This is a genomic window from Pseudomonas sp. ANT_J28 (assembly GCF_008370005.1).
Taxonomy (GTDB): domain Bacteria; phylum Pseudomonadota; class Gammaproteobacteria; order Pseudomonadales; family Pseudomonadaceae; genus Aquipseudomonas; species Aquipseudomonas frigoris.
Genome location: NZ_VOBM01000032.1, coordinates 42152 through 54610, shown reverse-complemented (window position 1 = coordinate 54610; position 12459 = coordinate 42152). Strand labels below are relative to the sequence as shown.

At 59.9% G+C, this 12459-nt stretch carries 11 protein-coding genes and 1 pseudogene; 8 read left to right on the top strand and 4 right to left on the bottom strand.

The genetic code is table 11. The annotated features are described in order from the left end of the window. Nucleotides 1-15: 15 nt before the first annotated feature. Both FQ187_RS21155 and FQ187_RS21150 read left to right on the top strand, forming a co-directional pair. The gene (locus tag FQ187_RS21155; protein ID WP_149630956.1) at nt 16-2175 is read left to right on the top strand and encodes a type I secretion system permease/ATPase; all 2160 of its coding nucleotides are present in this window, start codon (nt 16-18) and stop codon (nt 2173-2175) included. A 9-nt stretch (nt 2176-2184) separates the two neighbouring features. Beyond that, nucleotides 2185-3552: an HlyD family type I secretion periplasmic adaptor subunit gene (locus FQ187_RS21150; RefSeq protein ID WP_149630955.1), complete on the top strand. Its 1368-nt coding sequence runs from the start codon at nt 2185-2187 to the stop codon at nt 3550-3552. Between the two features lie 138 nt (nt 3553-3690). Here the strand turns inward: FQ187_RS21150 and FQ187_RS21145 are convergent, their stop codons facing one another. Continuing rightward, entirely contained in the window at nt 3691-4287 is a 597-nt protein-coding gene (locus FQ187_RS21145) for a tRNA-uridine aminocarboxypropyltransferase (RefSeq protein WP_149630954.1), read from the bottom strand. A gap of 14 nt (nt 4288-4301) precedes the next feature. Further along, nucleotides 4302-5198, bottom strand: coding sequence for a LysR family transcriptional regulator (locus FQ187_RS21140; protein ID WP_008153227.1), 897 nt, complete (start codon nt 5196-5198; stop codon nt 4302-4304). Between the two features lie 364 nt (nt 5199-5562). Between FQ187_RS21140 and speB the strand changes: the two genes are divergently transcribed. The 6 genes and pseudogenes from speB to FQ187_RS21110 form a co-directional block, all read left to right on the top strand. After that, the gene (speB, locus tag FQ187_RS21135; RefSeq protein ID WP_149630953.1) at nt 5563-6513 is read left to right on the top strand and encodes an agmatinase; all 951 of its coding nucleotides are present in this window, start codon (nt 5563-5565) and stop codon (nt 6511-6513) included. A gap of 9 nt (nt 6514-6522) precedes the next feature. Beyond that, the gene (locus FQ187_RS21130) at nt 6523-6930 is read left to right on the top strand and encodes a nuclear transport factor 2 family protein (protein WP_149630952.1); all 408 of its coding nucleotides are present in this window, start codon (nt 6523-6525) and stop codon (nt 6928-6930) included. 54 nt (nt 6931-6984) lie between these two features. Next, nucleotides 6985-8496, top strand: coding sequence for a cytosine permease (locus FQ187_RS21125; RefSeq protein WP_149630951.1), 1512 nt, complete (start codon nt 6985-6987; stop codon nt 8494-8496). Between the two features lie 156 nt (nt 8497-8652). Next, nucleotides 8653-10032 (top strand): sodium:solute symporter, encoded by a 1380-nt coding sequence (locus tag FQ187_RS21120; protein ID WP_149630950.1) that lies wholly within the window; start codon nt 8653-8655, stop codon nt 10030-10032. An 85-nt stretch (nt 10033-10117) separates the two neighbouring features. Continuing rightward, nucleotides 10118-10822, top strand: coding sequence for an MBL fold metallo-hydrolase (locus FQ187_RS21115; protein ID WP_149630949.1), 705 nt, complete (start codon nt 10118-10120; stop codon nt 10820-10822). Between the two features lie 55 nt (nt 10823-10877). Then, nucleotides 10878-11055 (top strand): annotated as a pseudogene (locus tag FQ187_RS21110) (acyl carrier protein); the annotation flags it as partial. 144 nt (nt 11056-11199) lie between these two features. Here FQ187_RS21110 and FQ187_RS30515 read toward each other — a convergent pair. Both FQ187_RS30515 and FQ187_RS21105 read right to left on the bottom strand, forming a co-directional pair. Further along, nucleotides 11200-11328 (bottom strand): PA1414 family protein, encoded by a 129-nt coding sequence (locus FQ187_RS30515; RefSeq protein ID WP_007914492.1) that lies wholly within the window; start codon nt 11326-11328, stop codon nt 11200-11202. 139 nt (nt 11329-11467) lie between these two features. Further along, nucleotides 11468-12361, bottom strand: coding sequence for a LysR family transcriptional regulator (locus FQ187_RS21105; protein ID WP_149630948.1), 894 nt, complete (start codon nt 12359-12361; stop codon nt 11468-11470). Nucleotides 12362-12459 lie beyond the last annotated feature (98 nt).

Sequence of the window (12459 nt, the reverse complement as noted above, 5' to 3'; positions counted from 1 at the left end):
TATGGAGAGATCAATGTGACCAGCATGGAACCCGGCAACATCAGTGTCGATCCGCGCCTGAGCTTCGATGACCCGCTTCTGGACGGTCTGTTGATCCTCTGCAAACTCCACGGCGCGACAGTCAGTCGCGCCAGCCTGAGTGCCGGGCTCCCCCTGAACAAACAACGTTTGAGCCTGGACCTGCTGCCTCGCGCAGCGGCCCGGGCCAGTTTGCAGGCGCGATTGCTGCGCCGTGAACTGGCGGACATTTCCGCCCTCAACCTGCCTGTGATGCTGATCCTCAACAACGGCCGTACGGCTGTTCTACGACGCTTCGGTGATGACGGGCAGTTGCTGATTTTGCCGAGCGAAGCCGACGGCGGTGAACAATGGGTCAGCACGGACGAACTGGCCGAGAATTACAGCGGCCAGGCCTTGTTCGCGCGGCCACGGCATGAACTCGAAGACTTGCGCTCACCACTGGTGCCGCGGGTGGAGGCGTGGTTTCGCGACACGTTGAAGCTGTCGAAGTGGCTGTACAGCGATGCGATTCTGGCGAGTTTTCTGATCAACCTGCTGGGGATGATGGTGCCGCTTTTCGTGATGCAGACCTACGACCGGGTGGTGCCGAACCAGGCCACGTCGACCTTGTGGGTATTGTCGATCGGCTTGCTGATCGGCACCGGTTTCGAACTGGTGCTGCGGGTGGTGCGTGCGCACCTGCTGGACACCGCCGGTAAGAAAACCGACGTAATTCTTTCGGCCACATTGTTCGAACGCATCACCGGCATGGCGATGAAAGCGCGGCCGGCGACCATTGGTGGTTTCGCCCAAAGCATTCACGACTTCCAGGGCCTGCGGGAATTCCTCACCGCCGTAACCCTGACGAGCCTGATTGACCTGCCCTTTGCCGTGCTGATGCTAGTGGTGATCGGCCTGCTCGGCGGCTGGCTGGTGGTGATTCCGTTACTGGCGTTTCCGATCACGATCATCTTCGCAATGGTGATCCAGGTGCGCCTGCGCGACACCGTACAGAAAAGCCTGACCCTGGGCGCCGAACGCCAGGCGCTGCTGATCGAAACCCTCGGCGGTCTGGAAACCCTCAAGGCCTGCAGCGCCGAAAGCGAACGCCAGCACAAATGGGAAAGCACCCACGGCGCCCTCACCCGCCTCGATAGCCATGCGCGCAACCTCTCGGCACTGGCCACCAACGGCACGTTGTTCATCCAGCAATTCTCCGGCATGGCGACCATCGTCGCCGGGGTCTACAGCATCATCGCCGGCAACCTCAGCGTCGGCGCGCTGGTGGCGACCTACATGCTCGGCAGCCGGGTACTCGCGCCGCTGGGGCAGATTGCCGGTTTGATCACGCGCTATCAGCAAGCGCAACTGACCATGAAAAGCACCGATGCGCTGATGTCCTTGCCGCAGGAACGCGACGCCAAACAACGGCCGCTGGAACGCACACAACTGCAAGGTGCACTGGACGTCAGCAGCGTGACGTTCCACTACAACGGCCAGAACGCTCCGGCCCTGGCCAACATCAGCTTCAGCGTGAAACCCGGCGAGCGGATCGGCATCATCGGCCGCAGCGGCTCGGGCAAAAGTACGTTGGCGCGGCTGGTGATGGGTTTCTACGCACCGGAAGAAGGCCAACTGCTGCTCGATGGCCTGGACCTGCGACAACTGGACGTCGCCGACCTGCGCCAGCAAATCGGTTACGTCGCCCATGACCTGCCGCTGTTGGCCGGCAGCCTGCGCGACAACCTGACCCTCGGCGCCCGTTACATCAGCGATTCACGGATGCTCGAAGTCGCCGAGCTGACCGGCGTTACCGAGCTGGCCCGTCAGCATCCGCAAGGCTTCGACCGGCCGGTGGGTGAACGCGGACAACTGCTGTCCGGCGGGCAACGTCAGGCGGTGTTGCTGGCCCGCGCCTTGTTGCTGGATCCGCCGATCATGTTGCTCGACGAACCCACCAGCGCCATGGACAACAGCAGCGAAGACGTTCTGCGGCAAAAACTCCACCGCTGCGTCCAGGGCAAAACCCTGCTGCTGGTGACCCACCGTACCTCGATGCTCAGCCTGGTGGATCGCCTGGTGGTGCTGGACAACGGGCGGATCGTCGCCGACGGTCCGAAAGAAGTGGTCATCGATGCACTGCGCAAGGGCCGTGTCGGCTCTGCGGCTGTCTAGGAGCTAGCCATGGCCCGTTCATCATCCGACGTTTCAAAGGATCGCGGCTACTTCGGCAGTTTCAGCAAAAGCGCCGAAAGCGAATTCATGCCGGAAACCGCCGGCGCCTCGCTGCAGGATTCACCACGCTGGTCGCGGATCACTGTGTGGCTGGCGGCGGCGCTGATAATCACGGCGGTGGTCTGGGCCAAGTTCGCGGTGCTGCAGGAAGTGACCATGGGCGAAGGCAAGGCGATTCCGTCGAGCAAGGTTCAAGTGATCCAGAACCTGGAGGGCGGCATCGTCACTGAGATCTTCGTGCGCGAAGGGCAAATGGTGAACAAGGGCGACACCTTGCTGCGCCTCGATGACACTCGATTCCTGTCGAACAAGGGCGAAAGCGAGGCGGATCGTTATGCGCTGATCGCGCAGGTCGAACGGCTGTCGGCCGAAGCGGAAGGCCGGCCGTTCAAGCTCTCCCCCGAAGTGATCGCCAAGGCGCCGCAAGTGGCCGAAGACGAACGCTCGCTGTACGAACAACGGCAACGTAGATTGGCCAGCGAACAGCGCACGCTGAGTGAACAACTTCGGCAAAAAACCCAGGAACTGGCGGAATTCCGTTCCAAACAAGGCCAATTCAGTTCAAGCCTGGCGCTGCTGCAGCAAGAAATGAATATGTCCGCGCCGCTGGTGGGCACCGGGGCGGTTTCGCCGGTGGAAATCTTGCGACTCAAACGCAGTGCGGTGGAGATTCGCGGTTCATTGAACGCCACGACCCTGGCGATTCCTCGTGCGGAATCGGCGATCAATGAGATCAAAAGCAAGATTGATGAGTCCGAACAATCCTTCCGCTCCGACGCGGCGAAAGAGCTGAATGAAAAACGCACCGACCTGTCGAAAATCACGGCATCGAGCATTGCTATCGATGACCGCGTAACCCGCACCACGGTGGTGTCGCCGGTTCACGGGATTATCAAAGTGCTGAAGGTCAACACCATCGGCGGCGTGGTCCAGCCGGGCAGCGACATGGTGGAAATCGTGCCCATTGAAGACAACTTGCTGATCGAAGCCAAGGTCCGCCCACAGGACGTGGCGTTTCTGCACCCGGGGCAGAAAGCGATGGTCAAGTTCAGTGCTTATGACTACACGATTTATGGAGGGTTGAGTGCGAAGCTGGAGTTGATTGGGGCGGACACGATTACGGATGACAAGGGCAACAGCTTCTACCTGATTCAGGTGAGGACGGATAAGAATCACTTGGGCGGGGATGTGAAACCGTTGCTGATCATTCCGGGGATGGTGGCGACGGTGGATATCATCACCGGGGAGAAAAGTGTGTTGGATTATCTGCTAAAACCGGTGCTTAAAGCCCGGACCGAGGCGATGCGCGAGCGTTAGTCTCTGGCTGGGGTTTTCTGTGATTGGTCTACCGTTTTCGCGAGCAAGCCCGCTCCCACATTCGACCGAGTTCCTCAGGAGAAATGCGATCAAATGTGGGAGCGGGCTTGCTCGCGAAGAGGCCCTGAATCACAACGACTATTTCGGCCCATGATTACGCTGAAAAACCGCCTCCCCCATCGCTGCAATTTGCCCCTCGATCAAGGCTTCGAACGGCCGTAGCAACGGTTCGAAAGTGGTCGGCGCTTCGAGGGTCTGCAACGCCTGAACAATCGCCTCCACCGTCGACAACGCGCCCGGCCCCGGAGCCTTGCGCAATCGATATCTCGACACCGCGCCCTCTGCCAACGACACCCTCGGCAGCGCAGCCAGCAATGGGTTGAGGTGGAGCATCTTGCGCGCCTTGCGCCAGGTGCCGTCCGGGACGACCAGCAATAAAGGTTGATCAGTTGCCGTGTAAGCCTGCAACGGCTGCGCATCATCGGCAGGAAACAGCAGCCGCGCCTGATAACCCGGCTGATTCAACAATGCCGGCAAATCCTCGAACACCTCGCCAACCATCAACTCGGCATTCTTCAACCCCAACGCCGCCAACCGCGCGGTGTTCAGCGCATGGTTCACTTCGCTGGGATGCTGCAACAACAGCACTCGGGTACGGCTGTCGAGGCTCGGAATCAGCGGGCACAGGCAATGGGTTTGCGGACGCAGGCAGCGCGGACATTGGATTCTGGACATTGCTTCTTTTTCCGTTAAGCAGCCTGATTGAGTTGCGCTTTGAGCAAATCGCGAAAGGTCTGGATCAGCGGCTCGCGGCTGCGGCCACGACGCACGATCATCGAAAACGGCGCCTGGTAACCGAAAGTCGCCGGCAGCAGCACTCGCAAATCGCCCTTATCCGCCCAAGCCTGCGCATAGTGCTCCGGCAGGTAACCGATGTAGGCGCCGGACAGCACTAGAATCAGCTGCGCCTCCATACTTTCCACCGTCGCCGCGCTGTGTTTAAAACCGTGGCGCGCCAGTTCCGCCTGACTCCAGTAACCACGGCCGACCATACGCTGCTGGGTGATCACTTGTTCAGGAATGCGCCGCTCGGTGAACAGCGGATGACGACTGCTGCAATACAACCAATGTTGCTCGCGGTAGAGCGGCATGTAGACCAGACCGCTCATGCGCGTGGAGAACGCGCCGATGGCCAGGTCGAGACGGTTATCCTGCACGCCGAGTTGCAGCTCGTAAGGGCTCATCACCGAGAGGTGCAAATGCACGGCCGGGTGTTCCTGGCTGTAGGCGCCAATGGCTTCGGCGAAGGGCAAGGCCTTGTCGCTGACGGTGGAGTCGATCACCCCCAGGTTCAAGGTACCGCGCAGTTCGCCCTTGAGCGCCGCAGCGTATTGTTCGAAGCCTTCGAGTTCGCCGAGCAGGCGCAGGGTTTCCTGGTGAAACAGCTCGCCTTTGCTGGTCAGGCTGAAACCACCCCGGCCGCGATGACAGAGGACAAGACCGAGGGCGGCTTCGAGCTGGCTCATGTAAGTGCTGATGGCCGAGGTCGAGAGGTTGAGCTCTTGCTGGGCGTTGGCAAACCCCTGATGGCGAACCACGCTGACGAAGATGCGCAACAGTTTCAGGTCGGGTAATGCGTTGGCCATGGGGTTCTCCAGCAAAAACACACGTAGACGATGAGACCTGTAGCAGCTGTCGAGCAGCGCGAGGCAGCGTTCGGCTGCGAAGCAGTCGTGAAATCAGGCGACGCGGTGATTCAGGAAAACCTCGCGCTTAGGTTTTACGACTGCTGCGCAGCCGAACGCAGCCTCGCAGGCTCGGCAGCTGCTACATAAGACATTGCGAGTCTATCGCCGTCATTGGCATTAGTTTAGAAAAATCTGAACTAAGTATTTGCCCGTAGCGATTCTTCCCGGCCACTACATTTCGCAGAATCGGCCCACAGCGGTGCCCGTGTCTCTCCGACCGGTCAACCGACATAAATAAAACAACGACGATGAGGCCCTACCCGTGGACAAGACTCTTCACCAACCACTGGGCGGCAATGAAATGCCGCGCTTCGGCGGCATCGCCACCATGATGCGACTTCCCCATTTGCCAACCGCTGCCGGTCTGGATGCTGCCTTCGTTGGCGTCCCGCTGGACATCGGCACCTCGCTGCGCCCCGGCACCCGTTTCGGACCTCGCGAAATCCGCGCTGAATCGGTAATGATCCGCCCGTACAACATGGCCACCGGCGCTGCACCGTTCGACTCGCTGTCGGTTGCCGACATCGGTGACGTGGCGATCAACACGTTCAACCTGCTGGACGCGGTACGGATCATCGAAGAGTCCTACCACAAAATCCTCGAACACAATGTGATCCCCCTGACCCTCGGCGGCGACCACACCATCACCCTGCCAATCCTGCGTGCGATCCATAAGAAGCACGGCAAGGTCGGCCTGGTGCACATCGACGCTCACGCCGATGTGAACGACCACATGTTCGGCGAGAAAATCGCCCACGGCACCACCTTCCGTCGCGCTGTCGAAGAAGGCCTTCTCGACCCGGACCGCGTAGTGCAAATCGGTCTGCGCGCTCAGGGCTACACCGCTGACGACTTCAACTGGAGCCGTAATCAGGGCTTCCGTGTGGTTCAGGCCGAAGAGTGCTGGCACAAATCCCTGGCACCACTGATGGCCGAAGTTCGCGAGAAAGTCGGCGGCGGTCCGGTGTACCTGAGTTTCGACATCGACGGCATCGACCCGGCCTGGGCACCTGGCACCGGCACCCCGGAAATCGGTGGTCTGACGACCATTCAGGCGATTGAAATCGTTCGCGGCTGCCAAGGCCTCGACCTGGTCGGTTGCGATCTGGTAGAAGTCTCGCCCGCTTACGACACCACCGGCAACACCTCGCTGCTGGCCGCGAACCTGCTGTACGAAATGCTCTGCGTACTGCCTGGCGTAGTCCACCGCTGAGGATTGCTCGTGAACGAACGTGATCAGGTACTCCAGGCCGCTGCCGATCTGGTAGCCGCCTTTGCCCGTAACGACCGCGAAGCTTACTTCGGCGCCTTCAGCGCCGACGCCAGCTTCGTGTTCTACACCCTCGAACATCCCCTGCTGTCGCGCGATGCCTATCAGGCATTGTGGGACACCTGGCGCTCGGAGGATGGCTTCGAGGTGCTTTCGTGCACCTCAAGCAACGCCTTCGTCAGCCTGCAGGGCGACGTGGCGATTTTCATCCATGACGTGGCCACCGAGCTGCGCATGCAAGGGGAGCAACACTTCAGCCAGGAGCGCGAGACGATTGTGTTTCGCCGACAACAACAAGGCCTATGGCTGGCCTGCCACGAACATTTGTCCGCGATGCCGGAAGGGCTGCCAACCCCTTAGCCAAACAGGTGACGCTCACACACGATGAGCGCGCCTTTATGATCGGAGCTGATCATGAATAACAACAACAAAGACCAAAGCCTTACGCACATTGAAACCTACGGGGTCGAACAGATCCCGGACAGTGAACGCACCGCAGGCCCGACGGATTTGTTCCGGATGATCTTCGGTGGTTCCAACACGTTTGCCACCGCTGTGCTCGGCAGTTTCCCGGTACTGTTCGGCCTGTCTTTTCAGGCGGGCGTCTGGGCGATTGTGCTGGGCGTGCTGCTGGGCTCGCTGATCCTCGCGCCCATGGGCCTGTTCGGTCCGATCAATGGCACCAACAACGCCGTGTCTTCCGGTGCGCACTTCGGCGTGCACGGGCGGATCGTCGGTTCGTTTCTGTCGCTGTTGACCGCCATCGCCTTCTTCTCGCTCTCGGTGTGGAGTTCGGGTGATGCGCTGATCGGTGGCGCCAAACGCCTGATCGGCCTTCCGGAAACCGACCTGACCCTGGGCCTGGCCTACGGTCTGTTCGCGATCCTGGTGCTGACCGTTTGCATCTACGGTTTCCGCTTCCTGCTGTGGGTCAACAAGATCGCAGTGTGGAGTGCCAGTCTGTTGTTCCTGCTGGGCATCTTCGCCTTCGTCGGTCCGTTCGATGTGAACTACGCCGGCACCGTCAGCATGGGCCAACCGGGTTTCTGGGCCGCCTTCATCGGCGCGGCGCTGGTGGCGATGAGCAACCCGATTTCCTTCGGCGCGTTCCTCGGTGACTGGTCGCGTTACATCCCGCGTGACACCTCCAAGCGTCGGATCATGGCGGCGGTGGTGATCTCGCAGATCGCGACCTTCATCCCGTTCCTGTTCGGCCTCGCCACTGCCACCATCGTAGCGATCAAGGCGCCGGACTACATCGCGGCCAACAACTACGTCGGCGGCCTGCTGGCCGTTTCGCCGAGCTGGTTCTTCCTGCCGGTGTGCCTGATTGCGGTGATCGGCGGCATGTCCACCGGCACCACCTCGCTCTATGGCACCGGGCTGGACATGTCCAGCGTGTTCCCTCGTGTGCTGTCGCGGGTCAAGGCAACGTTGCTGATCGGCGTGATGTCGATTGCCTTCATCTTCATCGGGCGCTTCACAGCGAACCTGGTGCAGAGCGTGTCGACCTTCGCCGTACTGATCATCACCTGCACCACCCCGTGGATGGTGATCATGATCATCGGCCTGCTGGTGCGTCGCGGCTTCTACTGCCCGGATGACCTGCAAGTGTTCACCCGCGGCGAGAAAGGTGGCCGTTACTGGTTCACGCATGGCTGGAACTGGCGTGGGCTGGGTGCCTGGATCCCGAGCGCTGCGGTGGGCTTGTGCTTTGTGAACCTGCCTGGGCAGTTCGTGGGTCCGCTCGGTGAACTGGCCGGCGGCATCGACATCAGCTTGCCGGTCACCCTTGGCCTGGCGTCGCTGGTGTACCTAGCGCTGTTGAGCCTGTTCCCGGAATCGGCCGCGGTGTTCGGTCCAAACGATGCACGCAGCAACGGCACGGATTCGCTCGCTAAACCGGCGATGCGACAAGTCGCCTGACTCAACGCATTACCTGTGTGGGAGCGGGCTTGCTCGCGAAGACCGCGGCACATCCAACATTGATGTGACTGACAGACCGCTTTCGCGAGCAAGCCCGCTCCCACCAGGAATTGATTTCAGCCTCACCATAAAAAAGACAATCGGAGACACGCCATCATGGCATTGGATTTATTCGTCGTACTCATCTATGCCGCCGCGATGCTGATACTCGGCTACTACGGCATGCGCAAGGCCAAGACCCACGAAGACTATTTGGTCGCCGGTCGTAACCTGGGCCCGACCCTGTACATGGGCACGATGGCTGCCACCGTTCTGGGCGGCGCGTCCACAGTGGGTACCGTGCGCCTGGGCTACGTCCATGGCATTTCCGGTTTTTGGCTCTGCGCCGCACTGGGTTGCGGGATCGTGGCGCTAAACCTGTTCCTCGCCAAGCCGCTGTTGAAGCTGAAAGTGTTCACCGTCACCCAGGTGCTGGAAAAACGCTACAACCCGATGGCTCGTACCGCTAGCGCCACAATCATGCTGGCCTACGCCCTGATGATCGGTGTGACATCGATTCTGGCCATCGGTACCGTTCTGCAAGTGTTGTTCGGCCTGCCATTTTGGATCTCTGTGCTGCTGGGTGGTGGCGTGGTAGTGATCTACTCGACCATCGGTGGAATGTGGTCGCTGACCCTGACTGACATTGTCCAGTTCGGCATCCAGACTGTAGGCCTGATGTTCCTGTTGCTGCCGATCTGCCTGTACCGCGTAGGCGGCTGGGATCAACTGGTCGCCCAATTGCCGGCCGCCAGCTTCAGCTTCACCAGCATTGGCTGGGACACCATCATCACTTACTTCATGATCTACTTCTTCGGCATCCTGATCGGTCAGGACATTTGGCAACGGGTGTTCACCGCCAAGAGTGAAAAAGTGGCCAAGTACGCCGGCACCTCGGCCGGGATCTACTGCATCATCTACGGTTTGGCCTGTGCCCTGATCGGCATGGCCGCTCACGTGCTGATTCCGGATCTGGACAACGTCAATAACGCCTTCGCCGCCATCGTCAAACTGTCTTTGCCGGACGGTATCCGTGGTCTGGTGATTGCTGCAGCACTGGCAGCCATGATGTCCACCGCCAGCGCCGGCCTGCTGGCCGCATCGACCACCCTGACCGAAGATCTGCTGCCGAAACTGCGTGGCGGAAAACAGCCGAACGTTAACGTCAACCGCCTGTTTACCTTACTGACCGGCATCGTGGTGCTCGGCATCGCGCTGGTCGTAAACGATGTGATCAGCGCGCTGACCCTGGCTTACAACCTGTTGGTAGGCGGCATGCTGATCCCGCTGATGGGTGCGATCTTCTGGAAGCGCGCAACCACCGCCGGCGCTATCGCCAGCATGGGCCTGGGCTTCGCCACAGCGTTGGTGTTCATGTTCAAAGACGGTCTGGATGCCAACACCCCGATCTACTACAGCCTCGGCGTTGGTCTGGTGAGCTTCGTGCTGGTCAGCCTGATGTCCCGTCGCCCGGTAATGGTGGCTAACGCCGCCTAAGCTGAACATAACGACTTGATGCTTTCTTCGACGGGTGTGGCGTCGGTTGCCACACCCGTTTTTTTTCGTCTGAAGGAAACTGCTTATGAAGATCGTCAGCCGCGATCAGTGGTTCGAGGTGAAACAGCTCAGTGACGGCATTCGCCTGATTCACGAGCCTTACATCCGCCCCTTCTATCGCTGCAACCTCTGGCACATTCAGGGTCGTGACAAGGACTTGCTGCTGGATAGCGGTTCCGGGCTGGTCAGCCTGCGCGAGCAACTGCCATGGATCACCGAACGGCCGCTGGTCGCCGTGGCGAGTCATTGCCATTTCGACCACATCGCCGGGCATCACGAATTTCCTGAACGGTTGGTGCATCCGGCTGAAGCGCAGATCCTCGCGTCACCGGACGGCGAGAACACGCTGAGCACGGCGTTTGTCGGTGACGAGATGTTCGAAGCGCATCCCGACTGCTCGTTGTGCTACGCCGAATACCGGGTCAAAGCTGCTCCAGCCACCGGCCTGATCGAAGAAGGCGACGTGCTGGATCTGGGCAACCGCACGCTGCAAGTGCTGCATACGCCGGGGCATTCACCGGGCGGCATCAGCCTGTACGAAGCGGCGACCGAGACGCTGTTCAGCGGCGACATCATCTACGACGGGCCGCTGATCGAAGACGCCTATGCCCGCAGCCTGAAGCGTTTGCGCGAGTTACCGATCCGCACGGTGCATGGCGGGCATTTCGGGAGTTTTTCCGGGGAACATTTGCACACGATGATTGACGAGTGGCAGCGCTTGCACGCCTGAAGCCTGCTGTACTCAGCCCCAGGGACGACAACAATAACGCCCTCGAAAAACCACCATGAAAAGAGCTGCCGTTCGTGCTGCCGTGCATCGTTTCATCCGCCGCCTGCTGGAGGGTCAGGATGACTTCGACGACAACGCGAGCCTCGCGCAATTGGGATTGGAAAAAGAAGATATCGAAGAGCTGATCTTCCATCTGGAAGATGAGCTGGGTATGACAGCATTTACGGCGTGCTCAAATCGGGCAAGCCTTATGACCCGAAACTTGCGCTTGCTCGGTGAGGTTCAAGACGGTATCTACAGGTACATGGGCAATCGCAGCATTGGCGCGACTCCCTGTAGGAGCTGCCAAAGGCTGCGATCTTTTAGGCCTTGACGCGTTACCGGCGGCGCTGCTGGCGTCGGCGTTGTTCGTCGTCAGTGCGAATAGGCACAGGTTGCAGAGGCGGTTCGATCAAACCGAGTGCAACACCCAGATCGTGCAGCCAGTTTTGGATTTTCTCTTTCATGGTGCCCCCTTCAGGGTAGTGCCGAGTGACCAAAATTCTGTAGCCACTTCGCACTGATAATAGTCCGATGTCCTACGTAATGCTCGCCCAAAGTCGCAATGATCTGTTACTGAATTGATCAAAATAGCTGACCGATAGTTCAAGCTATCGCCCGAGCCTGACCCGGCGCCGACGGATAGACCAATTGTTGCTGCTCAAGCCAGGCGTTCAAGTTCGCCCCAACCATGCCTTTGCGCCACATCAGCCACGTGGTGGCACTGGCAAATGGCTCGGCCAACGGATGCACCGCCACGCTTTCCCGTCCCGGCAGGCTGGCAAGCATCGACTCTGACATCAGCGCCACGCCTGAGCCGGCGATCACGCAGGCAAGCATCCCCGGATAAGACTCGATTTCCATCGCCCGGCCCATGGCCGCGTGGTAATGGGAGAACCAGGCTTCCAGGCGCATGCGGTAGGAACAACCCTGCCGAAAGGTGAACACCGACCTCCCTTCCACATCCAGCGCGCTGAGGATCGGCGGGTGATCGGCCTCGCTGATCAGCACCAGCCGTTCGTCGCACAACGGCACGCCGTCGAGCCCGGCCAGTTCCAGCGGACCATCCACCAACGCCGCATCGAGACGACCGGTAAGCAAACCTTCAAGCAATTCGCCGCTTGGCCCGGACTGCACTTGCAGGTTCACCGCCGGGTAAGTGCGGTGATAACGCGCCAACAACCCCGGCAGATGAATCGCCGCCGTGCTGTACATCGTGCCGAGTACAAAGTCCCCGGCCGGTTGCCCGCCCTGCACCGCCGCTTGAGCTTCGTCGCGCAAATTGAACAACTTGGCGGTGTAGTCCAGCAGGACTTTTCCCGCAGGCGACAACTGCAAACGCTGACGTTCACGCACGAACAGTTCTACGCCGAGTTGCTCTTCCAGCTGTTTAAGCCGGGTCGACAGGTTCGACGGCACCCGGTGCAGGCGTTCGGCAGCACGGGTGATGGAACCCTCCTGCGCTACCGCCTGGAAAATCCGCAATTGGCTGAACTCCATGCAATTCTCCAAATCAGAACAAGTTACTCACTATTATTCATTTTAAAAGAAAGTCAATCAGTCCTAGCCTGACGGTCATTGATCCTCTGTCGGAATTC

Coding starts and splice junctions, on each gene's coding strand:
- FQ187_RS21150 (WP_149630955.1), top strand. CDS start 2,185: ATGGCCCGTTCATCATCCGACGTTTCAAAGGATCGCGGCTACTTCGGC.
- FQ187_RS21145 (WP_149630954.1), bottom strand. CDS start 4,287: ATGTCCAGAATCCAATGTCCGCGCTGCCTGCGTCCGCAAACCCATTGC.
- FQ187_RS21140 (WP_008153227.1), bottom strand. CDS start 5,198: ATGGCCAACGCATTACCCGACCTGAAACTGTTGCGCATCTTCGTCAGC.
- FQ187_RS21125 (WP_149630951.1), top strand. CDS start 6,985: ATGAATAACAACAACAAAGACCAAAGCCTTACGCACATTGAAACCTAC.
- FQ187_RS21120 (WP_149630950.1), top strand. CDS start 8,653: ATGGCATTGGATTTATTCGTCGTACTCATCTATGCCGCCGCGATGCTG.
- FQ187_RS21115 (WP_149630949.1), top strand. CDS start 10,118: ATGAAGATCGTCAGCCGCGATCAGTGGTTCGAGGTGAAACAGCTCAGT.
- FQ187_RS30515 (WP_007914492.1), bottom strand. CDS start 11,328: ATGAAAGAGAAAATCCAAAACTGGCTGCACGATCTGGGTGTTGCACTC.
- FQ187_RS21105 (WP_149630948.1), bottom strand. CDS start 12,361: ATGGAGTTCAGCCAATTGCGGATTTTCCAGGCGGTAGCGCAGGAGGGT.